This window comes from Pseudoalteromonas sp. H105, assembly GCF_001469215.1.
In the GTDB taxonomy this organism is placed as follows: domain Bacteria; phylum Pseudomonadota; class Gammaproteobacteria; order Enterobacterales; family Alteromonadaceae; genus Pseudoalteromonas.
Map to the genome: position 1 here is coordinate 108,408 of NZ_LOFH01000011.1, position 22,119 is coordinate 130,526.

Consider the following 22,119-nt stretch of genomic DNA (forward strand, 5'->3'; position numbering starts at 1 on the left):
GCATGGCCTTGGAAGTTAGATGTGTATTGACCGTTCATTAAAACGGTCAACAAAGGAATAAATTAGGTAACCTTAGTATAGGTAAACAATAACCTACTCTAGTTCAGAGTCGCAATTACCACCTTTTGCCATTCCGAGCCTAAGCACTTCTGATTTCCCCGTTTCCTTGTTAGCAAGCGCTAGGTCTGCACCGCCAACAAAAGCCCCCATTTTTATATATTGCTCTATGAAGTAAAGCTCACCATTTTTTGCATCTATTGTTAAGGTATTTGGTGAAAACTCTGACTCTGTAGAGACTTTCAGCTTTTCGTTTCCAGGTACTTCTTTATAAAAGAAAACACCTTTGGCTGTTTGACCTACGCACTCTTTATCAACCCACACATCTTTTTTTAATGCCGCGCCAACAAACGTGTCTTTTCGGTAAACGTAAATGCCAGCTTTGTCTTGTGCTGGTGCATTAAACTCTTTTGCTTTGTTTGCAACTTCTTTTGATTCCATTGGAACTGAAGAACATCCCGCTAATAGCGCTGTTGACATTATTGCTGCGAGTACTGCTGATTTCATTGCATTTCCTTATCATTTTTTATTTTAGAGCAACGTGCCCCATTTACTTAACTGCACTAATTAGACACAACTATTTATGTTAATTTCCCGAAATAGTTACGTTTTTTCGTGCAGTGTAGTGATACCAAATTATCGGGTGTTTTACTACTAAAAAACGCGTTATTACTTAAGATTATATATTGAGTTGAGGTATGTGAGCGGGCATGTACTTTTTAAAATAAGCACATGGGATGCGGTAGGTTTTAATAGTACACCACGTAACATGCATTACGTGATGTTAAAGCGTTATTGACTGTTTTGCTCTGCTATTTGCTTAAATGCTTGTACAAATGCATCGCTTGGTTGTCCGCCAGTTAGTGCATATTCATCATTTATAATGAATGTCGGTACAGAGGTAATGCCCATCTGTTGCAGCTTATTTTGTTCACTGCGCACTTCTTGAAAGTACTCACCACTGGCTAAAATTTCTTTTGCGCGAACCTTATCAAGGCCAACACTTTGGACCACACTTAATAAGCTTTCTTCATCGTTTAGATACAGCAAATCGGTAAAATGTGCTTTAAAGAACGCCAGTTTTAATGCGGTTTGCTTCCCCTCGGCAGCTGCCCAAGTCAGTAAACGATGCAGATCAAAACTGTTAATCATGATGCGTTTACCATCAAGGTTAAAAGTAAACCCTGCTTTTTCACCCATCTCTAAAATATGTTTTCGATTTGCATCGCTTTGCTCTTCAGTTAGGCCATATTTTTGCGTTAAATGTTCGTTTAAATCTTGCCCTTCAATGGGCATATCTGGATTAAGTTCAAAGGGTTTCCAACTTATTTCAGCGTCAAACTCGTCACTTAATTGGGCTAATGCGGTTTCAAGGTTTTTATAGCCAATAACGCACCAGGGGCACATTACGTCAGAGACGATGTCGATTTTTAGCTTTTTCATAGGGGAACCTGTTTTACACAATATAGTGAGTATATGAAGGCGTACATCATAAAGTTCAAGGAAACACAGCAGAGATCGTCAATTAAAGTGAATTAATGTAGTTATTGCACAGTTTCTTACATCTTTAGAACACTCTTGAACAGTTTTCATTTTAAAACCCAATACACTCATTATTAGACAAACAAAAACTATCCAAAGGGCAACATTATGAACAAAGCATTTGTCGTTTTACTATTATTAACAGGTTGTGCTGCAGGCCCAGGTGTTGACCGTGCTGAAGAAAACCAAATAGTAACTGAATTCTATGCAACAGTGGACTCTGTTAGGGCTGTCGAACTGTCTTCACAAATGAAAACGGGCATTATGATGGGAGCGGGGGTTGGTGTTATTGAAGAGCTAGACGGTAATCATGAAGATATGATTTCAGGTGCGATTGCCGGGGCACTTGTTGGCGGCTTATTTACTGCTTTAGTTGAAGGCAGTGATGAGGCATATGAATATCAACTATCGGCTCAAAGGCAAGGCGCTTTTTCGATTGTGCAAAAAGAGCAATTACCCAATGATACTCAATGCGTAAAAGTGCGTGTAGCTGATAAGGCAACACTGGAAAAAGCACCAAACGAATGGTGCGAAAATAATGAGTTACTGACACGATCAGCCATGTAGGCTGATCGTTTAACGCTTTACCCTAGACCAAACGGATCATCAATACTGTGGGCGGGCTTAGTAAACCATTTAGGTCCGTTGTCGGTCATGTAAAAATGATCCTCCAAGCGTACACCAAACTCACCTGGCACAACCAGCATGGGTTCATTACTAAAACACATGCCTGTCGCGAGTGGTGTTTTATCACCCCCCACCAAATAAGGCCACTCGTGAATATCTAACCCTATACCATGGCCTGTGCGGTGAGGGCATCCAGGTGTTTGATACTCTGGGCCTAACCCTTGAGCCGTTAAATAATCACGTGCGCCAGCATCAACAGACTCACATTTTTGCCCGATTTGAGCAGCATTAAAGGCGGCAATTTGTGCGGCTTTTTCATAATCCCAGAACTGGCGTTGGCGGTCGCTTGCTTCACCAAAAACATACGTACGCGTGATGTCAGACAGGTAATCATGTACCTTACAGCCAGTATCAATCAATACCATGTCGCCTTTTTTAAGGATTTGTGCATCCTTTACCCCATGCGGGAAAGAGGTGGCAACACCAAATAACACAATACAAAAATAATTACCCGGCGCGCCTACCTTTTGGTGAGCTTGCTTGATGAAAGCTTCCACTTCTGTGGTGCTAATACCTTCGTGTAACATGCTTGCGGTTGCTTGATGTACAGTGAGTGTCATGTCCATAGCACGTTGCATTAGTTTCAGCTCATTGGCTGATTTATGCATACGACAATGCGCAGTGACAGGTTGTGCATTAACCAGTTTTAAGCCATTTTGTGCTTTGTTGATGCCATCAAAAATAAAAAACTGGGCGCTTTCATCAATCCCAACTGTGCCATCTTGTGCAATGCCCATTTCAGTGATGACATCGACAAATAGTTGGTATGGGTTTTCATGCTCTTGCCAGCCACGAATAGGGCCATCAATCACTTTAAAGCCATTTAGAGAACCAATCTCAAAATAAGGTGCAATATATTGTACGTCACCTTTAGCGGGTAAAATTGCGCCTACCATACGTTCGCTGGCATACCAGCGCATGCCGGTAAAATAGGTTAAGTTTGTGCCTGCATTTAAATAAATAGCATCAATGCCATTTGCTTGCATGTAAGTTTGCGCTGTTTTAATACGTTGTTGATGTTCTTGCGCTTGAATGGGCTGTAAATCTTCAGTCATATTACGCAGACTAGCCAGTGCCTGCTCTTTAGATTGAGTACCAATACCTGTGGTCGTCATAATGCTCTCCTCGTTAATGGGCTATTGTGCGTGTGGGATGGGGGAACTGCAAGCCGCTTGCGTTGAAAACCGACTGATGCAATACGGTTTAATGTCTATTTTTGTGGGACGCTTTAAACACAGTGAAGTAATTAATTCGCCAGTGACTGCGCCTTGTGTTAACCCTAAATGTTGATGGCCAAATGCAAAGAAAATACCTGGATGAAAAGGGGCTTCACCAATCACTGGCAGTGAGTCAGGTAAAGAAGGGCGACAGCCCATCCACGTGTTTTGAGCATGCAAGGAAGTGGCTGATTTTTTTAGCATCGCTTTGGCGTGAGGCAATAATGCCAGTGCGCGTTTGTTGTTCATTTTACGTTGTGTGCCTGCAAACTCTACCGTTCCTGCTATACGTAAACCTTGGCTCATAGGGGTCATTATAAAGCTTCGCTCCGCAGATGCGACAGGGCGAGAAAGGCCATAATTACTTGCCAGCATGCAATGGTACCCACGTTCAGTATCCAGCGGGATTTTATAACCAAGGGGCTTAATGAGTGATTTACTCCATGCGCCGGCGGCAATAATCACTTTGTCAGCGGCAAATTGTTGTTGCTCACCTACCAGTGTATACCCGTGTTCAGCTTGTTCAATCGCGGTCACTTTTTGATGGCAAAACTGCCCACCTAGGGCAATAAATTGCTCCGCTAATGTTACGCAAAATAAATGCGGGTCAACACTGTGAGCAACATCATTAAATAATAAAGCGTGAGTGATTGTGGAGGCTAAGTTTGGCTCAAGTTGTTGAACGCGCTCTGCATTGAGTAGCTCAACATTCACACCATGTGCTTGATAACTCTCTAATAAACTATTTATCTGTTCAAGCGGGGTTTTTTCAAAGGTCAGTAAACTGCCTTTTTTAGTAATTAGATAGTCTAAATTATAGTTACTTAGTAACTGGTCATAGGCTGAGATCGCGTGTTGATTTAGTGCTTTTAATGCCAACGAGTTGGCTGTGTAGGTGTTGTTATTCATATTCTTTAGAAATAGCCAAAACCAAGGAAGTGCTTTAATGGCATAACGCCAATCAATACGCAGTGGACCCAGTGGGTTTAACAACATAGAAGGAAGCTTTTTGAGTACCGATGCATGCGCTAAAGGAAAGACTTGTTCTGTCGCAAAATGCCCTGCATTCCCCTTAGAGCATCCTTGAGCTAAACCGTTTTCATCATACAAAGTAACGGCAAAGCCCGCTCGTTGTAAGTTTAGCGCGCAACAAATACCAATCACACCCGCTCCAATGACCCCAATATGTTGTGTACTTTGATCTGCCAAAATAATTACCTCTTGATGCAATTCGCTATTTTGGCCGATAAATCATTGCCTATCTCAATATTGCATTCAGTTTTTTAAATTACGAAATATGGTTGTTTAACGTTGTTGGTTTGATTTTTTAGTATTTACTTTCAGTTGTTTAACCTTATTTTTACTGCGCCAAATAGGCCTATTTAAACCAATGACTAAAGCAATGTTAAAATAGGATATTGATTATTGTATACAATATACTTACTATATCAAGCCTAAACATCAATCAGGTAATTCAAATGACAGTAAATTGGCAAGGAGTCTTTTCAACAATACCGACTCAGTTCAATGCAGGCGACTCCATTAATTTTGCAGCAACAGCAAAGATGATCGATGAACTAAACAATGAAGGCGTTCACAATATTATTGAACTGGATACGTCAGACCAGAACACTTCATTCACCTCGCTTAACATGAAAGCGATGGCAAACCGTGTTGCCTTAACAGAATTTAAGTTGGACTAAGTTATGCTCAAAGGGACCTTTTTTTGTATTGACGGCCATACCTGTGGCAACCCAGTACGGCTGATAACCAGTGGTCACCCGTTACTAAACGGGGTGAGCATGAGTGAAAAACGCCAAGATTTTTTGCAAAATCATGATTGGATTCGCCAAGCGCTCATGTTTGAGCCTCGTGGTCACGATATGATGTCGGGCGGATTCTTATATCCACCCACAACAGAGGATGGCGATGCGGCTATTTTATTCGTTGAAACATCAGGGTGCTTACCCATGTGTGGTCACGGCACGATGGGTATCGTCACATTTGCGTTAGAGCATGGCTTGTTGCATGCAAACGTGCCAGGAACACTTAAACTTGATACACCGGCAGGACGCGTTGAAGTCAATTATGAAATGATCGACGGTAAAGTCCAGTGGGTAAAAATTTATAATGTGCCAGCGTACCTAGCACATCAATCAATTGCTATATCCATACCCGAACTAGGAGAGCTAGTTGTCGATATCGCCTATGGCGGCAACTTCTACATTATTGTTGAACCGCAGGGGAATTATAAAGGCATTGAACATTTAACTGCTGGGCAAATTTTAAAGTACAGCCCGTTGGTACGCGATGCCATAAACGCAAAAATGAAATGTGTTCACCCACTTGATTCTACCGTTCAAGGTGCAAGCCATGTTTTATGGACAGGCGCACCCAACAATGCCAATTCAGACGCCGCCAATGCTGTTTTTTATGGTGATAAAGCCATTGATCGTTCGCCATGTGGCACAGGGACAAGCGCGCGCATGGCACAGCTATTTGCCAAGGGGCAATTGGCTCAAGGGCAAAATTTCATACACGAAAGTTATATCGGTAGCCAGTTTATTGGTTGCATTGAACAGGTAACAGAAATCGCAGGCGTAACAGCCATTCTGCCTAGTATTCAAGGCTGGTCTAAGGTGACGGGCACAAGCGCGATCACTGTCGATGACGATGACCCATATGCATTTGGGTTTCAAGTAATTTAATCAGGAGCAAAACATGACATTAACAGGACAAAGTTTAGTAGCAGGGCAGTGGGTTGGTGATTCAGCGAATGGTGAATTTAACGCATTTTCCCCGGCGCGTAATGAGCCTCTATCAACGCGCTTTTTTAATCTTAGTGCCACTGAATTAGACGGGGCAATAGCGGCCGCGCAATCGGCATTTTATGAGTATCGTAAAACCAGTTTTGCGCAACGAGCTGATTTTTTGACGTGCATTGCAGATCACATACTCGCGCTTGGGGATGCGTTGCTTGATCAAACTCATCAAGAAACTAATCTGCCTATGATGCGTTTGCAAGGCGAGCGTATGCGAACAGTGAATCAACTAAAGGCGTTTGCAGCTGCTCTGCGTGACAACCCAGAATCACCACTAGGATTAAAAGTAGTGGATGAGGCTGATGCCACAAGAGCACCATTGCCAAAACCACACACCGAGCTTAATTATTTACCGCTTGGGCCAGTGGCTGTCTTTGGTGCATCTAATTTTCCGTATGCCTTTTCAACATTGGGTGGCGATACTGCAGCCGCGCTCGCTGCTGGATGCCCAGTCATTGTAAAAAATCATACGGCGCACCCAGGAACCGGTGAGTTAATGGCGCGTGCGGCGCTTGCAGCTATGAAAGAATGCGCAATGCCATTAGGTGTATTTGCGATGGTGCAAAGTAAATCATACGATACATCGCATCAGTTAGTTGCAGCTTCAGCTATAAAAGCCGTGGGCTTTACTGGTTCATTTAATGTTGCAAGCAAACTGCAAGCAACCATTGCAAAGCGCGATGAACCAATCCCATTTTACGGGGAGCTTGGCAGTATTAACCCACAAGTTATTTTACCTAATAAAGCTATTGACCACAGCCAAGAGATTGCACAATCGCTTTGCCAGTCAATGCTGATGGGCAACGGGCAATTTTGCACTAGCCCAGGCTTATGGTTAATACCAACGGGGTGTGATGAGCTTGAAGCACACATTACTGCGTGCATTAATGATGCCCCGTCAGACACGTTACTCACCCCAGGGATTGTTAACACGTTTAAACACCAAATAGCAGCGCGTAGCCAGCTTGATAAGGTAAGTGTGTTAGGCGAGGGCAAACTTGGACAGGCGTTTCATGCTAATGCACATGTATTCGCATGCAATGCTGATGACTACTTAGCAACCCCTGCTTTACAAGAAGAAGTGTTTGGTCCTGCGGCGTTAGTTGTGCGCTACGACAGTGAACAGCAGCTCATGACATTAGTAAATCAATTGCAAGGGCAGCTAACCGCCAGTGTGCATGGCACCGACGGTGACTTAACTAAAGCCGATAGCCTTATCGAAGCGCTGCAATATAAAGTTGGCCGTTTGATAAAAAATCAGATGCCAACAGGCGTTGAAGTCTGTGGCTCGATGAATCATGGCGGTCCTTTCCCAAGCTCTACAGATGTACGTAGTACATCTGTAGGCACAAATGCAATGTTGCGGTTTGTGCGCCCTATTTGTTATCAGGCATAAAGTAATTAATGCGGGAGTCAATATTGCATATTCCCGCATTCCTTTATGAACGATGGCTGAGGACGGAATCTAACTTGGCATCTCATGTTACTTGGGTATAATGTATGCTAAATGCAATGTTTAAGGAACACCATGGCAATTGAGCATAAAACCCGCACCCAACTTGTTGCGGAAGCAATTCGTGAAAAAATATTAACAGGCGAAATTAAAGCCGGTGATCCGCTTCGTCAAGCTGCATTGGCTGCTGAGCTTAATGTAAGCCGTATTCCTGTTCGTGAGGCGCTGCTTCAGCTTGAAGCTGAAGGGCTGGTTAACTTTGAGGCCCATAAAGGTGCCACAGCAACAGAGCTTTCTGCATCACAAATTGATGAAATTTTTGATTTAAGAGCATTACTCGAAGCAGAGCTGCTAAGCCACTCAATAGGCGGTTTAACAGATCAAGACCTAATTGATGCAGAGCTCATTTTAACTGAGCTTGAAAGCGCTATGGATGCAGGCGATACGCACCTCGCAACGGGCGATTTAAACAGCCGCTTTCATGGTAAGTTGTATTCACGCGCTCAACGGCCACAAACTCGTGAGCTGGTTGATATGTATAGTAAAAATTCAGAGCGTTATGTACGCATGCATATTTTACTCGCCGGCGGTTTAACCACCGCACCAGAAGAGCACCGCACATTGTTAGCTCACTGCCGCGCAAAAGACACCCACAAAGCGTGCGAGTTTTTAAAATCGCACATACTGGGCGCAAAAGACGACATTAAAAAGCTATTGCTTAAGATAGAAGACGAAAAAAGGTAGTTTTAAATAAGGCCATGGTAACGCAGCATTTTGCGCTGGTGGACTCTTCACCGTGGCCATTCATTTCATTATTTATTGGCTGAACAATGGTCTTCTTTATTAAGACCTTCTGTACGGCAACCCCTCGTATTATGCCAATCAAGTACCTGTAATTCCGTCTAAAACACCCAATAAAACAACAGCAAAGCCTTTTTATATTTTACGTGAAATAGCGATAACTGATTGAACCAAAATAGGAACTCGGCTATGGTTGATTCATCAATAACAATAAATTTAAAACGAATTAATCTACAGGATTGTTATACACTATGGAGAATATCTTGAACCGCAGAGCCTTAATTTCTTTTGTTTGCTTATTTTTAGTTACAGCCTGTCAAGTTGTACCAGAGGAAAGTGAAAACCGCCTTTTAATTATAATGAGTGAGCGAGCCACCTATATATACGATTCTGTAGAATACGATGCAAAGCCTCTATCGAGAAAAATTAGGAAAGATTTTATGAGTGGTGTTATCGATACTCGAAAAATAGAAATACATTGCCTTAAAAATATGAAATTCTCAACAATGTTAGATTTTAGTGTTTTTCCCGAATATGGCATTAAGTTGATTAGTACTAAGAACTATATATTAAAATCAGAGTGTTCAAGTGATGAGGTTGATTTAACAATCAATGCGTAAAGTTTGTGTATAGCAAGTGTAATCAAGCATAGCAATTTTCTGCTGCGTGCTTAATTATCCGTTGTTGCGGGCGTTGAGGCTTTAGAATTACTCTTTTTAAAGAAAATTAGCCCGTTTTATGGGTTTCAAATGCATTAGCTAATGCTTTAAAAACGCTTAGAGTTAATTACAGGAGCTCGTTTTTTAATTGAATTTGGCTGTTGGAGTTATTCTACAGGCTTGTTAGCTATTTAATTAATTTCACATGGAAGTATCATGTTTAAAGTATTATTACTCTCAGTTTCATTATTTTCTTTTGCTTCATTAGCGCAAAACAATGTTCTAATAGAAAATGTCACTATCGTTTCATCTCACTTGCAAGCTCCCAAAATGCAGATGAATGTATTAATAAGTGATGGACGAATTAGCGAAATAACGAGCAAAAAGATTACATCCTACGATCTTAAAATAAATGGTTTAGGTAAATTTTTAACGCCAGGTCTTATGGATAGCCATGCACATGTATCGTCAATCCCGGGGATGGGATTTGGCGTTGAGCCAGTGGCAATTAACAATCCAAAACTCGTCAATGCTTATTTTGAACAACAGCCAAGAAGCTTTTTATATTATGGCGTTACACAAATACTTGATCCGAACCCTGGAGTGAGTTTCAATTATTTTACTTCGGCGCCTCATCATCCTGACTATTTTCGCTGTGAAGTATTAACATCAAAAAACACTTTTCCATATGTAGAGAAAACAGACGATCTATCAAGATCAATGTTTACTTATTTAATTGATGAAAGTGCACAAGCGAGCGCAGAAAATTCAGTAGAAAGATTAATCGGTAAAATTGCCGATTCAGGTGCTTCGTGTATAAAGCTTTATTTCGAAGACGGTTATGGTAATGCTAATCAATGGGCAACACTTTCAGCTAATACACTACAACGCATTAAATTAGCGGCTAAAAAGTCTAATTTGCTGATAGTTGCTCATGCTAATGCCCTAGATATGCAGCAATTAGCACTTGCAGCAGGTGTTGATGTTATCGCTCATGGTATGTGGAATTGGGGGCAATATAATCGCGAGAAAAATATACCTAAAGAAATAGCTAACACGCTAGATAAAATAACTAATGACGAAGTAGGTTATATGCCAACACAAAGAGTGATTGCTGGCTTAGGTGAAGTCATGCTCCCTACTATTGTTAATTCTCCTGAATTTTCATCTATCACGCCTAATTCACTTATTGATTGGTATAAAACCACTGAAGCGCAATGGTTCAAAGAAGAACTTCGAATTGGCTTTGATGGAATGCCAGATCAATCAATTGCAGATGCATTTTTATATGGGCGAATAGGAAAAGGCAATAAAGTTATTCAATACCTAACAGGCGCTGACCATCCTATTTTATTGGCTTCGGATTTCCCTGGAAGCCCTAGTTTTGCTAATCAGCCAGGACTAACAACCTACCAAGAAATGAAAGCCATGGTTAGCGCAGGGCTATCGCTTGAAGACGTAATGGCTGCTGCAACGATCAACAATGCTAAACAATTCAGAATTGAGAATGATTACGGTACGGTAGAAGTTGGCAAAATTGCGAATCTTCTGTTGCTTAAAGCTAACCCTTTAGACTCTATAGAATCGTGGAATAGTATAGAAACGGTTATCTTACATGGAGAGCCCATAGCTAGAGAAAGTTTGGTGGTAAAAAAATAGCAAACAACGTGCCTGAGGTGGGCAGCAAGCACTAAAACCCACCTTCCACCGCAAATTTTAACAACGATGATCCTTTACTTTTTAATGCGATTAAGTAGGTTGATTCATCGTTGGTCGAGTGTGTTTCACAGCACCTAAATAAGATCCTTATCCATTTAATTATGGTGCTTTCTTTTTGCTTCTTTTTGCCTTTTTGTGTTTAGTGACTTGTATTCAGCCGGTTATACTCTTAAATAAATAGGAAGGCTTTTTTAAGTTTGGCACTCCCTTTGCTAATTATTAATACGAGCTGTTTGCTATGATAAAAGGTACCTCTATTGCAGAGATTTCATTCAGTAGCTGACTCAATGCGCTGACTTTCTATTTATCGATGTAGGTGCAAATAAGGAGCATAATAATGAAGAAAATAGCTTATTTAACCACTCAATTTCCGGTGTTATCCGAAACCTTTGTCGGTAATGAGATTCGGGCGATACAGCGGTTAAAACACGATGTTGAATTAGTTACTTTTGAGCGCTCTTTTGGACCTGCACAAGAAGATGACCTGCTCTTACTAGAAAAACTTTTTATCCTAAAAAATGTTTCTACAATCAACGCATTATCTAGCATGTTGTTTTCGCCATTTGGTTTGCATTCTGCAATGCAATTCGTCAATCAGCAAACACGGTTGCCTAAACGCTCTTTACTTTGGTACGGCGCAAAATTGGCCGCACACGTAAAGAAAACGAATTGTCAGCATATTCATGCTCATTTTGGTTTAGCCAGTACCGCAACAGCTATCGTAGCGGCTAGGCTTGCGGGAGTCAGTGTCTCTTTTACCTGTCATGGCTATGATATGTACCTTAGCCCAGCCGACCTTGCCTTAAAGCTCCAATCAGCCAATTTTACTGTTGCCGTATGCGACGCAATGCAACAGGATATGCTTTCATTATCACCAGACTCCAACATTATACGAGTGCGTTGCGGTGTTGATGTTTCACAACTCGACGATAAAATGCCTGTGCCAAATTACGCTAGCCAACGCTTACTTTATCTTGGACGATTGTCAGCCACGAAAGGTGTATCAGTGTTAATTGAAGCCTTATCTATCATGCCTACCGAACAGCGACCTTTTATCGATGTGGTTGGAGACGGTCCTTTAAAATCAGCCTTGGTTGAAAGCTGCGAACAACATGGACTTACAGACTGGATTCGCTTTCTCGGTCCCAAGCCTGCTACTTGGCTGGGACAGTACTACAGCGATTATCGAGCCTTAGTAGCGCCTTTTGTGATCACACCTGAAGGGGTTCAGGACACAGGGCCACTAGTCATTAAAGAGGCGATGATGTATTCCCTGCCTATTCTTACAACCGATGTTTCATCTTGTCGAGAAATGTTAGTAGACAGACACAATAAGATGGCGGATTTAGGCATAATGGTGAAATGGGGTGACCCTATGGCGCTATCAAAAGGGTTATTAAAAATGATGGCATACTCACCGGAGACTTTAAAGTCCATGGGGGAAATAGGTCATCAATATCTACGGTCACACTTTGTTATTGACGATCAGGTTAAACATTTATCAAACGCGTTTGAAAATAGCTAACAAACAAACCAGACACCCATCTTCAAGTTCATACGCACAAAGAGCCGTTACATCGACAAAGTAAAAGTCAAAGTAAGTAGCGCAATGAGGCAACGGCCGCATTGTATTGAAGAGATGTTAAATGTCGTGGTTTTATAGAGCCGCTCTTCTAAGGTAAAAGCGTACTATTATCGTCAATAAGGGCATGAATAAACTGACCTTGCGATGGTAAATAAAAGTGAACGCCCAATGGTAACGGTATTGCTTAGTGCATAATTTAGAAAAAATGCAAAACAGGCTGCATTAAAAAGGGTAAGCCCTTATCACCATAATATGCGACAAAAACACCCGTAACCCCTCCAAAATGGCAATTAAAACAACGGCGCATTCTCTTTTGCTATTTTATGTAAAATAGAAATCACTGATTGAACCAAAATAGGAACTCAGCTATGGTTGGCTTACCGATAATAAATTTAAAACGAGTCAATCTACAGGCTAGTTATAAGCCCTTATGTTAGAAACTATTTTAATCTCATCACTTGTAACCTTCGTTGAAACCTCAAATTTTAAAATTGAATCTTGTCATGGTGAAAAATTTACTCTCATCGAAAGTGTTGCGCCCAAATGGCCACTTCATACCGAATGCTTTAAGCTGGGGGCTTTAGTCGATATCGAGTTTATTGTAGATGCTGCAGGCAATGTGAAAACGCAACAGGTTACTAGTGCTTAGCCTGCAAGAGTATTTGACAGAGTATCTGTCAAGGCTCTCAAAAAGTGGAAGCTTAATACTTCAAAACACCCAGAACGATGCTTTCAAGTCCGCTTTATTTTTGAACCGCTGGATTAGAAAATTATTTTCAGGTCTTTCTTTTTACCTTTTTGTAGTGACTTGTACCCTGTCGGATAGGCTCTTAAAAAATAGACATTTTTTAAATTGCATTATTCGATTGAGAGTAAGGTAGTGCAACAAGCAATACCTGAACTTTATGATTGCATGACCTTTATTGCTATAAAACCAAAGGAGGACTTAAGAAGCTAGGCTTAAGTTTCTTCGTTTTTTTAAGTTTAGCTAAGCTCTTCTAAGTGATTAATTACTATGGAAAGTCATGAATTATAAAAACGTTTACCTCCCAATTAAAGCATTCGCTTTATTCTCTTTTATTTCTGTTGCTTTGAAGTACTGGGGTCCAAGTGAAGTGGGCTTTTATTTGATGCTATCGCCTTATGGAGTGTTGTTTTATCTGTCTAATGCTAATAATTATCGAAACACCCAACTTACGATTATAAGAGGTATTCCTGCGGTACTAACACTGCTGTTAGTACCTGTTCTTTTGTTTGGTATTGAGCCGGATGCGCAAGCAGGAATAGCAATAGTGTTTGGGCTGTTGTTGCAGCTAGCATCTATTAGTGCAGCGGAATTAATCATTTTATTTTTTCTCAATGACGAACAGAGAGTTTAATCTGCAGTAAAAACACACGGTTTTTTAAATAATAAGTACGTTATATATCAATGGCGATGCCCATAAAAAAGTGTAAGTGAAAGTCAGCTAATGTGTTATTTTTAATAATCGTGATAGCGCTCAACATAGCGTTTAAGGTAAAGGAGGTACACTTATGTTTGGTAAAAAGTCGACAGTTAGAAAGTATAAATACAAACTTCGCCCAGTATTAGCTAAAAGGTATGGCGCAAGTGCAACATACACAAAAGGGCAAGTTGATAAAACGGTAGATGAAATGGGCTTTGACAGAAGGCATATTCACTACGCATATTTAATGTATTGCGATACGGCTACTTATAAGGCTAATACGCCTGAGAACGAATCAATCGAATCAATGAACAGCACAATTTCTTCAGTCTCTGGAGCGGGTATTTTAGGGGCACTTTTTGGAGCTTCATATTACAGTGATGGAGGCGATGGCGGAGGTTTTGGTGGGGGAGACGGCGGCGGTGGCGGCGGCGGCGGTGACTAATTAACGCGGCAGTGGTTTTTTAATAAATTAAAGGCGGTTTTTTGACAGTTTATCCATCGTGTAAAGCTCAAATAAGTCATTAAATAAAAAGAGTTTAATCTGGTTGAGCTATCTATAAAAACAAAAAACGAGTCAACCTGTTGGTTTGTCTTATGCCGCTGTATTTAATGTAAAGTTAAGGGCTATAATGAAAAAAACTATTTTAATATTAATGACACTTACGTTATTTGCATGTTCTTCAACACCTAAACCTGATGCAAATATAGAGTTTGAGCGGCTTTACGTTGCGCTTGGAATGGAAGAAATATTAAGCTCATTCGGCGGCGAAATAAACATCAGTCCCGAACAACTATTTTCAGAAACGCTGAGAGACTTACCTGAAAGTCAAAAACGAGTTTTCATTGAATCTATCCCATCAAAAGTAATGACCGATCCTATTAATGTAAATGCAGCAAAGGTTGTTTTTAAAACTAAACTCCTCTCACTATTAACAGCAGAAGAGTTAAAGCTTGCTGCAGATTTTTACTCTAGTGATGCTGGTTTAAAGGCCCACCGAGCTATTATAGATGCTGAGGTAGCTGTTTCTGAGTCTTTAGATTAATTTAATATCGTATAACACATATAAGTTTTCACATTTATCAATGTGGCCGGTTTGGGTAAAACGCCGTGATGACGGCGCTTTTTTTTGCGAGTACTTAAAATAATCAGTCTATTAAACCCAGCGCCTCTAGCCTTTCTTTTGCTAAAGCGTATCGTGTGTGCACGTCATCAATTTGCTGTTGAGTTAACTTTTTACCAAAAGTACGAAGCCCGCCAGTTACATCATTATGATGGATACCAAATGCAAACTTAAGGTATTCCAGCAGTAGCGGCTGTGCATCAAGGTAAGATAGCGAATTCATAGCCTGTGATATTTTATTTGCCTCGTCCCATTCGCCTTTATTTACGTGCTCCTGCATAGTGACACTCGCTTTAGGGAATATACAACCCACGCCTGTAATTCCACCGCATGCACCAGCAAGCCCTGCATGAACAGTAACAGTGTCAACGCCAGCTAGCACTTTTAAATCTTTGTTTTCTAGCATCATGGTTTCAATCACTGATACATCAATAGTCGATATTTTTAGTGCTGTGACTTCAGGTAGTGCTGCAAGCCGAGTGAGAAGGTCAGTTGAAAGCGCATGATAGCCCGCTGCGTCAGGGTTGTTATAAGGCATTATTGTAATACCGGCTTCTTTTGCAGCGGATGCACAAAGCGCGTAATACGCATACATTTGGTCATCAGAAGGGGTTTCTTTAGTTTTTGGCGGCATCACCATAACAGTATCTACACCAACCGTTGCGAGTTCTTTAACGATTTCGGCAAGCTCCTCTTTGGTTTCTGCCGCTGCGCCACTGATTAATGGGACATTGTATTCTTTAGCCACGCTTGAAAGGGCGTTTAGTAAAGAAAGGCGTTGCTCATTGCTTAGGTAGCTGTTCTCACCCAATGTACCAGAGCCGACAAGTCCACCCATTCGAGTGCCACCTTTTCCTTGTACTTTTAAAATATCTGCAGCGTATTTTTTTGTTGCATCAAGGTCAATTTCAAGGGCGCCGGACTCTGACTCTTTTAGCCATGTAAATACAGCAGGCATTACGGTATATCGCCAATCTTTACTGTTCGTTTGCATCATATTTCCTCTTATAAATACATATTGTATACATTATACAAATTGATTGTATCAGTTAAAATATTTTCGGCAAGGCTGGATTAAAAATAAACTAGGGTCTGTTGACTATTATTGCTTTAAATTTGTTCAAGCAGGGGCGATTAAATCGCGACGCGAGGTTTGTACCTAGTAGGCTTGATAACGGCTCCTGCGTTATTCTAGTGGCTCACTTCATGTGAGAACAAGTCAAAACCGAGTAAAGCAAACGCGTCCTGCTTACGGCTCTTACCACCTCCATGGTGGTAACAAAGAGTTAACCCTTGCTAAACAGAGCCCTTCGGACAGTGCCGCTAGCCTAAGCTAAGTAATATCACTGTAAGTAAAGGGATGAGTAAACTGACCTTGCAAGCTCAGAGGAACGCGAGAGATCAATGCTAACTGATATATCTAACTTATGTTATTGCAATACCTCAAATATGTGGCTTTGCTTTTATTAACGTAACCTCTTTAAAAGCTCACTTAATCAGGTGTTAAAACAATATTAAAAGTATTGTAATACTCTGTATGAAAACACCTTACTCATTGAACCTAAATAGGAACTCGGTTATGGTTGGGATAAGTAAAAATAAATTAAAAAACGAGAGATTCGATTAGCTCGTTTTCTATTGAAAGGATTATCAGGGAGTATTCTGATGGAAATAAAACAAAAAAGAATGTCAAACCACCATACTTTTACATTTAATGATGAGTCGTTAAATTTTGCCTTCAAAGATAAGTCTGGGGCAGACGATTTTGACCTCAACTATGCTGACTTCCCTAAAAAATCATCACTGTCTATTGAACAAAATGAATGGTTGAGAAATGTTGGTATTTTATGGTGCTTACTTGGGGGGTACAGCATTGGGACTGCAATTTATAAGGGGTTGCCGCTTACAGGTACCGGTTTTTGGTTGTTTATAGGCTTAATATGTTTAGTTTGGTTTGCGCTTACTAAAACTAAGTATTCCATTTTCAAAACTGAAGCTGGTAACGTTTTTGTTATACAGGACAGTAAGCATGACACAATTATTTCAGAGATAGACAATCGTAAAAAAGCACAGTTACTAAGATGGTATGGCGATATAAATTTAGAAAACGAATTGGAAAATGAAATAAGTAAATTCAATTGGCTAGTAAAAAATAATGTTATGTCTCAAGCTGAAGCAGAAGAAAAAATTGCACAAGTTGAGTTTGCTCATAGTAAAGAGAGTAATCAGCGAGAGTTCTTAAACTAGCTACCTACTTGCGCATTAAAACTATTAAAAATGAACTTACTTTTTGGGTGAGCATTTAGCGTACACCTACTCATTGAACCCATATAGGAACTCGATTATGGTTAAACACCAAAATTATTAATTAAAACGCGCTGTTTTATCGCTCTATTATACAAAGGAGAAGTAAGTGAATATCGAGGTTGTTTTGGTTAATTCATTTACAGTCAATGGAAAAGGTGGCAACCCTGCGGGTGTCGTTTTAAATGCCGATAAACTGACGGATATGCAAAAGTTGAAAATTGCACAGGCAGTGGGTTACTCGGAAACAGCTTTTGTGTCGAGTGATGACGAAGCTGATTTTGAAGTTTCTTTTTTTACAACGACCGATGAAGTTGATTTTTGTGGGCACGCAACGTTAGCTACTTTTTCTACTTTGTACCAAAAGGGCATACTTACTGCTGGCACTTATACTCAACGCACCAAGGTGGGCATATTATCTGTGACTATCGAACCTAGTGGCAAGGTAATCATGGCGCAGCAATTACCACAAACGCTAGCGTGTTTTTCATATCAAGAAATTTCAGCGGTTATTGGCATCGAAAGCAGCATCTTGCAAAGCACTCGGTTACCGATTGAGGTCATTTCGACCGGCCTCCCCGATGTGATTATTCCTGTGCCTCATGGGTATTTAGACTTCATAGAACCAAATGACGAACTTATCGCAGCATTTTGTAAAAAATGTAACGTAGTTGGTTTTCATGTTTTTGAGCTTTGCAGCGCTGGCAGTTTATTAACGGCGAGTTGCCGTAATTTTGCACCACTATTTGGTATCTCTGAAGAATCAGCTACGGGTAGCTCAAGTGGGGCACTTGCATGTTATTTGACAGAACATTTAGCTTTGGGCAGTGAATATATTTTTGAGCAAGGTAGAGCAATGGGGTGTACGTCAATAATTACAGCATCCATAGAATCAGATAACGCAACTGTAACCAGCGTTAAAGTAGGTGGCTTTGCCAGTATCATCGAGACAGTAATGATTCCTTTAATGTAAGGTGATAATTTGTATGAATATACTATTTTTACTGTTGTCTTTGTTAACCTTTATTGCAATGGGAGCGAATGCCAATTTATTTGTGGCATGGAATATTTTACCTATTGTATTTGTTGCGATTGTTTATAACAAAACGGACTTTAAAGGTGCATTAAAATCGAGTGTGTTTCATATGATTTTGGGCACGACCTTATTGCATATTGTTTTCCATACTGTGATGTATTTTGATATTGGTAAAGCAGCTACAGGGTCTTCAACAGCGGCTCTTGGCTATATTTTCTTTCCTATTCATGCAATGTTGTTTGGCGGCCTAGTTTACTTACTTTCTAAAGCCATAACGTTTATTTGTGTAAAACCAATTCAACGTGAATGATGTAATGAAAAGTAGCTGATGATTTACATTGCCTCTACTAATTTAAAGCTGCTGGTGCAAAGCCTACGCCTTGTTCAACGCTTGCTTCGTTATTAAACAGATGTTTAATTAGCACTATTCCCCCATTATTTTATAACGGCATTCATTTGACGTTACGCTTCCTGTTTTAATTTTATAGACCTAACCACTTATAATTTATAGATAATTTTACTTTCACTCAATTTAAATCTTGTGGAATTTTAAGGGGATGTTAAATAAATGTATATTTAATATTGTATACAATATGTAATAAGTGTATATTTTTTGCGTCGAGGTTAGCTGGACGATAAAAAATCAACAGGATCAAAGGAACATTCAATGTTTACATATAATAAAAAACAGGCTCGAGGAGTTGGCGTTAAAACGCTATTGGCATCCGCAGTGACGGCTGCATTAATGATGGTACCGGCCGCGCAAGCGGTTGATGGCAGCAGTGTGGTAAAAGGGCACGTAGTTGCTCAATCTGGTACTGATTTAATAGGTGCAACCATTACACTCAAGCATAAAAGCAAAGGCTTGGTGTATACCATTACCAGTAATGCTGATGGTGACTACTTGTTACGTAATGTACCTGTTGGTACCTACGACGTAACCATTATTAAAGATGGTTATCAAACACTCGTTGAAGAAAATGTAGCGGTAACTATTGGTCAATCAATCATTCTTGATGTTCAGCTTTATAAAGCAGGCGCAGACATGGAGCGTATTGCTGTTACTGGTGCTGCAATTCGTCGTGTTGATATGGCGTCATCTACATCAGGGTTAACCTTTAGTGATGCAGAGCTTAAAGCGATGCCTGTAAATACTGGGTTTGAGAGTATTGCATTACTTGCCCCAGGTACGGCAGCACCGGGAGGTTCAAGTTTTAAGGGCGCTTCGAGTTTTGGTGGTTCTTCTGCTGCTGAAAACGGCTATTATTTTAATGGGTTAAACGTAACCAGTATTCGTACAGGCTTAGGTTCAATTCGTCTTCCTTGGGAAGCGATTTCTCAAACTCAAGTTAAAACCGGTGGTGTTAGCCCTGAATTTGGCGGTGCACTGGGTGGCATTGTCAACGCTGTTTCTAAATCGGGTGACAATGATTTTAAATTTGGTGCTGAAGTACGCTGGGATCCTGATAGTTTACGTAGCCAGCATGATTCTATTTTTCAAGAGAATGGCACGATCAGTACGAATACTCAGCAAAGTAGCTACGATTTTAAAGAGTTACAATTATGGGCCAGTGGTGCACTGATTGAAGACACGTTATTTTTCTACGGTTTATTTGCGCCGCGTCGCGAGGAATCGACAGGTGCTGGCCAAACAACGCATTCAGATTTTTCCCGTGACGAAGATCGTTGGTTTACTAAAGTAGATTGGTTTATTAACGAAGATCACTCGGTTGGTTTTTCAGCAATGAATAACAAGCGTACTTGGACTGATAAAACGTATGCATACAGCTGGCAAGATAATGTGATTGGTGCACAGCAAGGTGTTGATGCACCCGGCGAAGATGGCGGTAATGTATTCAGTATTAATTATAATGGTTATTTGACAGATACATTCTCAGTGTCAGCCGTTGTAGGGCGTGTAACTGAAAATGTGGAGAATGTTGTCGCTTCACCTAATCCAGGTGTGTGGGATGAGCGTGATGGCTTTAGCACATTGAGCCAGCACACAAACTCATCAGTCAGCGAAGAAGAATATACTCGTGACCAAGCGCGTATCGATTTTAGCTGGGATTTAGATATGCACTCTATTGAATTTGGTGTTGATTACACCAATGTCGAAGTGGCATTTCATTCAGGTCAAAACGGCTTAGGTGATGCAGAAGGTTGGTGGACAGCTAAAACAGCCGGTGAAAATGATATTTCGGGCGCGGCACTGGGCACTGACTTTATTGAACGACGCGTGCGTACCCGTGATGTAAACTCTGATGTTTCATCGTTGGCATTTTATATCAATGATTCATGGCAAGCGACAGATAACCTTGTACTTAATATGGGCCTACGTTACAGCCAATTTGAAAATACGGTAACAGATGGTCGCGCTTTTGTTGATATTGATAATCAAATTGCGCCACGTTTACAAGCAATTTACGACATCAGCGGTGATGGTAGCGCGAAGGTGTTTGCCACTTACGGACGTTATTTTCAGCCTGTATCGGCTAACATGAATATCACACAAGGTTCTGCCTCAGTTGAGTGGTTTGAGTACTTTGAGTTAGACCAATTAGATAGTAATGGCGCACCCAGTTTACTCGCTGATGGCTCGCCAAGTCGTGGTGATATGCTGCGCGATAGACGCTGGCGTCAACGTGGTATCACAGAGCCGGGTCTTATTGCATCATCATCACTTAAACCAATGTACAGCGATGAATTTACCCTCGGTTATCAACAAGAAGTTTTTGACACGATGTCGGCCGGAGTGCGTGCAATCTACCGCGATTTAGGTCGTAGCGTTGAAGACACCGATGTAGGCCCTGTTTTAGCTAAAAAGTTGGCAGAAATGGGCATTACTGACAACGTAGGGCAAGGTTCTTATTATGTGTTGAATAACCCGGGCGAAGCGATTCAAATGTCGTATGACTTTGATGGTGATGGTCAAGTTGATAATGTGAATTTAAGTGCTGCTGAGCTTGCTTTGCCAGAAGCTAAACGTAAGTACCTAGCACTTGAATTTACCCTCGATGGTAATGTGACTGATGATTTACGTATTAACAGCTCATACACATGGTCGCACAGTTACGGTAATACAGAAGGGTTGGTGAAAACGGATAATGACCAAGCAGATCCGGGCTGGACTACCTCTTATGATTACGGCGACTTAATGGATCATGGTTATGGTAATTTACCGAATGATCACCGCCATGCGATTAAATTTAGTGGCGCATACAACATCACGGATTCATTAACATTAGGTTTAGTTGCGCGCACGACATCAGGGCGTCCTAAGAGTTATTTTTCTGTTCACCCAGAAGGTGTTGATAGTTGCCAAGCGGGCAACCCATGGGATGCATGTGTCAGTAAATATTACGGCCAAGCATCGCACTATGATGAAAATGGTAATCCGGCACCACGCGGTAGCAAAGGAAACTTACCTTGGTTGACGAATATTGATATGTCGTTGACGTATTACACTGACTTTTTTGGCTCTGATATGACGCTAAAAGGCACTGTTTACAACCTGTTGGATGGCGATAGTGCGCTAGCAATAAACGAAGCGCGTGCTCAATATGGTGATAATGGCTTAGAGCTTAATCCTGATTACGGTTTAGTGACAAGCCGTCAAGGCGCACGCTATGTGTCATTGACCGCGCGTATAGAGTTTTAATTTCCCC

21 protein-coding genes are annotated in these 22,119 nt (G+C 40.9%); 16 read left to right on the forward strand and 5 right to left on the reverse strand.

Annotated features, from left to right (window positions below):
* Positions 1 to 93: 93 nt before the first annotated feature.
* Positions 94 to 564: a DUF2846 domain-containing protein gene (locus ATS75_RS16860; RefSeq protein ID WP_058561581.1), complete on the reverse strand. Its 471-nt coding sequence runs from the start codon at positions 562 to 564 to the stop codon at positions 94 to 96.
* A 285-nt stretch (positions 565 to 849) separates the two neighbouring features.
* Positions 850 to 1,500 (reverse strand): DsbA family oxidoreductase, encoded by a 651-nt coding sequence (locus ATS75_RS16865; protein ID WP_058561582.1) that lies wholly within the window; start codon positions 1,498 to 1,500, stop codon positions 850 to 852.
* Between the two features lie 207 nt (positions 1,501 to 1,707).
* On the opposite strand from ATS75_RS16865, the gene ATS75_RS16870 reads away from it, so the two are divergent.
* Positions 1,708 to 2,166 carry a hypothetical protein gene (locus ATS75_RS16870; RefSeq protein WP_058561583.1) on the forward strand — a complete coding sequence of 153 codons (459 nt, stop codon included), beginning with the start codon at positions 1,708 to 1,710 and terminating at the stop codon, positions 2,164 to 2,166.
* A gap of 17 nt (positions 2,167 to 2,183) precedes the next feature.
* Here the strand turns inward: ATS75_RS16870 and ATS75_RS16875 are convergent, their stop codons facing one another.
* Together ATS75_RS16875 and ATS75_RS16880 are read right to left on the reverse strand one after the other, a co-directional pair.
* Positions 2,184 to 3,401, reverse strand: coding sequence for a M24 family metallopeptidase (locus ATS75_RS16875; protein WP_058561584.1), 1,218 nt, complete (start codon positions 3,399 to 3,401; stop codon positions 2,184 to 2,186).
* A gap of 21 nt (positions 3,402 to 3,422) precedes the next feature.
* Positions 3,423 to 4,712 (reverse strand): NAD(P)/FAD-dependent oxidoreductase, encoded by a 1,290-nt coding sequence (locus tag ATS75_RS16880; protein ID WP_058561585.1) that lies wholly within the window; start codon positions 4,710 to 4,712, stop codon positions 3,423 to 3,425.
* 269 nt (positions 4,713 to 4,981) lie between these two features.
* On the opposite strand from ATS75_RS16880, the gene ATS75_RS16885 reads away from it, so the two are divergent.
* The 11 genes from ATS75_RS16885 to ATS75_RS16935 all read left to right on the forward strand — a co-directional run bounded on the left by ATS75_RS16885 (position 4,982) and on the right by ATS75_RS16935 (position 15,033).
* Positions 4,982 to 5,206 (forward strand): hypothetical protein, encoded by a 225-nt coding sequence (locus ATS75_RS16885; RefSeq protein ID WP_058561586.1) that lies wholly within the window; start codon positions 4,982 to 4,984, stop codon positions 5,204 to 5,206.
* 3 nt (positions 5,207 to 5,209) lie between these two features.
* A complete protein-coding gene (locus ATS75_RS16890; RefSeq protein WP_058561587.1) occupies positions 5,210 to 6,211 on the forward strand; it encodes a 4-hydroxyproline epimerase in 1,002 nt (333 codons plus the stop codon).
* Between the two features lie 13 nt (positions 6,212 to 6,224).
* Entirely contained in the window at positions 6,225 to 7,721 is a 1,497-nt protein-coding gene (locus tag ATS75_RS16895; RefSeq protein ID WP_058561588.1) for an aldehyde dehydrogenase (NADP(+)), read from the forward strand.
* Between the two features lie 132 nt (positions 7,722 to 7,853).
* Positions 7,854 to 8,522 (forward strand): GntR family transcriptional regulator, encoded by a 669-nt coding sequence (locus ATS75_RS16900; protein WP_058561589.1) that lies wholly within the window; start codon positions 7,854 to 7,856, stop codon positions 8,520 to 8,522.
* Between the two features lie 320 nt (positions 8,523 to 8,842).
* Complete coding sequence (locus ATS75_RS16905) at positions 8,843 to 9,199, forward strand: hypothetical protein (protein ID WP_152996240.1); 357 nt, start codon at positions 8,843 to 8,845, stop codon at positions 9,197 to 9,199.
* A 255-nt stretch (positions 9,200 to 9,454) separates the two neighbouring features.
* A complete protein-coding gene (locus ATS75_RS16910; RefSeq protein ID WP_235591201.1) occupies positions 9,455 to 10,897 on the forward strand; it encodes an amidohydrolase family protein in 1,443 nt (480 codons plus the stop codon).
* 397 nt (positions 10,898 to 11,294) lie between these two features.
* Positions 11,295 to 12,482 (forward strand): glycosyltransferase family 4 protein, encoded by a 1,188-nt coding sequence (locus tag ATS75_RS16915; RefSeq protein ID WP_058561591.1) that lies wholly within the window; start codon positions 11,295 to 11,297, stop codon positions 12,480 to 12,482.
* Between the two features lie 490 nt (positions 12,483 to 12,972).
* Positions 12,973 to 13,191 carry a hypothetical protein gene (locus ATS75_RS16920; protein WP_058561592.1) on the forward strand — a complete coding sequence of 73 codons (219 nt, stop codon included), beginning with the start codon at positions 12,973 to 12,975 and terminating at the stop codon, positions 13,189 to 13,191.
* 376 nt (positions 13,192 to 13,567) lie between these two features.
* Complete coding sequence (locus tag ATS75_RS16925; protein ID WP_058561593.1) at positions 13,568 to 13,921, forward strand: hypothetical protein; 354 nt, start codon at positions 13,568 to 13,570, stop codon at positions 13,919 to 13,921.
* 154 nt (positions 13,922 to 14,075) lie between these two features.
* The gene (locus ATS75_RS20520) at positions 14,076 to 14,432 is read left to right on the forward strand and encodes a DUF6559 family protein (protein WP_058561594.1); all 357 of its coding nucleotides are present in this window, start codon (positions 14,076 to 14,078) and stop codon (positions 14,430 to 14,432) included.
* A gap of 187 nt (positions 14,433 to 14,619) precedes the next feature.
* Entirely contained in the window at positions 14,620 to 15,033 is a 414-nt protein-coding gene (locus ATS75_RS16935; RefSeq protein WP_058561595.1) for a hypothetical protein, read from the forward strand.
* A gap of 103 nt (positions 15,034 to 15,136) precedes the next feature.
* Here the strand turns inward: ATS75_RS16935 and ATS75_RS16940 are convergent, their stop codons facing one another.
* Positions 15,137 to 16,105, reverse strand: coding sequence for a dihydrodipicolinate synthase family protein (locus tag ATS75_RS16940; RefSeq protein WP_058561625.1), 969 nt, complete (start codon positions 16,103 to 16,105; stop codon positions 15,137 to 15,139).
* A 671-nt stretch (positions 16,106 to 16,776) separates the two neighbouring features.
* On the opposite strand from ATS75_RS16940, the gene ATS75_RS16945 reads away from it, so the two are divergent.
* From ATS75_RS16945 to ATS75_RS16960, 4 genes are all read left to right on the forward strand, one after another.
* Positions 16,777 to 17,358, forward strand: a complete 582-nt coding sequence (locus ATS75_RS16945; RefSeq protein WP_058561596.1) for a hypothetical protein — start codon at positions 16,777 to 16,779, stop codon at positions 17,356 to 17,358.
* Positions 17,359 to 17,524: 166 nt separating this feature from the next.
* Positions 17,525 to 18,388, forward strand: a complete 864-nt coding sequence (locus ATS75_RS16950; protein WP_058561597.1) for a PhzF family phenazine biosynthesis protein — start codon at positions 17,525 to 17,527, stop codon at positions 18,386 to 18,388.
* Between the two features lie 13 nt (positions 18,389 to 18,401).
* Entirely contained in the window at positions 18,402 to 18,761 is a 360-nt protein-coding gene (locus ATS75_RS16955) for a hypothetical protein (protein ID WP_058561598.1), read from the forward strand.
* Between the two features lie 357 nt (positions 18,762 to 19,118).
* Positions 19,119 to 22,112, forward strand: a complete 2,994-nt coding sequence (locus tag ATS75_RS16960) for a TonB-dependent receptor domain-containing protein (protein ID WP_058561599.1) — start codon at positions 19,119 to 19,121, stop codon at positions 22,110 to 22,112.
* Positions 22,113 to 22,119 lie beyond the last annotated feature (7 nt).

Bases quoted from the DNA above. Each gene is read 5' to 3' on its own strand.
- ATS75_RS16860 (WP_058561581.1), bottom strand. From the start codon at position 564: ATGAAATCAGCAGTACTCGCAGCAATAATGTCAACAGCGCTATTAGCG.
- ATS75_RS16865 (WP_058561582.1), bottom strand. From the start codon at position 1,500: ATGAAAAAGCTAAAAATCGACATCGTCTCTGACGTAATGTGCCCCTGG.
- ATS75_RS16870 (WP_058561583.1), top strand. From the start codon at position 1,708: ATGAACAAAGCATTTGTCGTTTTACTATTATTAACAGGTTGTGCTGCA.
- ATS75_RS16875 (WP_058561584.1), bottom strand. From the start codon at position 3,401: ATGACGACCACAGGTATTGGTACTCAATCTAAAGAGCAGGCACTGGCT.
- ATS75_RS16885 (WP_058561586.1), top strand. From the start codon at position 4,982: ATGACAGTAAATTGGCAAGGAGTCTTTTCAACAATACCGACTCAGTTC.
- ATS75_RS16890 (WP_058561587.1), top strand. From the start codon at position 5,210: ATGCTCAAAGGGACCTTTTTTTGTATTGACGGCCATACCTGTGGCAAC.
- ATS75_RS16895 (WP_058561588.1), top strand. From the start codon at position 6,225: ATGACATTAACAGGACAAAGTTTAGTAGCAGGGCAGTGGGTTGGTGAT.
- ATS75_RS16900 (WP_058561589.1), top strand. From the start codon at position 7,854: ATGGCAATTGAGCATAAAACCCGCACCCAACTTGTTGCGGAAGCAATT.
- ATS75_RS16910 (WP_235591201.1), top strand. From the start codon at position 9,455: ATGTTTAAAGTATTATTACTCTCAGTTTCATTATTTTCTTTTGCTTCA.
- ATS75_RS16915 (WP_058561591.1), top strand. From the start codon at position 11,295: ATGAAGAAAATAGCTTATTTAACCACTCAATTTCCGGTGTTATCCGAA.
- ATS75_RS16920 (WP_058561592.1), top strand. From the start codon at position 12,973: ATGTTAGAAACTATTTTAATCTCATCACTTGTAACCTTCGTTGAAACC.
- ATS75_RS16925 (WP_058561593.1), top strand. From the start codon at position 13,568: ATGAATTATAAAAACGTTTACCTCCCAATTAAAGCATTCGCTTTATTC.
- ATS75_RS20520 (WP_058561594.1), top strand. From the start codon at position 14,076: ATGTTTGGTAAAAAGTCGACAGTTAGAAAGTATAAATACAAACTTCGC.
- ATS75_RS16935 (WP_058561595.1), top strand. From the start codon at position 14,620: ATGAAAAAAACTATTTTAATATTAATGACACTTACGTTATTTGCATGT.
- ATS75_RS16940 (WP_058561625.1), bottom strand. From the start codon at position 16,105: ATGCAAACGAACAGTAAAGATTGGCGATATACCGTAATGCCTGCTGTA.
- ATS75_RS16945 (WP_058561596.1), top strand. From the start codon at position 16,777: ATGGAAATAAAACAAAAAAGAATGTCAAACCACCATACTTTTACATTT.
- ATS75_RS16955 (WP_058561598.1), top strand. From the start codon at position 18,402: ATGAATATACTATTTTTACTGTTGTCTTTGTTAACCTTTATTGCAATG.
- ATS75_RS16960 (WP_058561599.1), top strand. From the start codon at position 19,119: ATGTTTACATATAATAAAAAACAGGCTCGAGGAGTTGGCGTTAAAACG.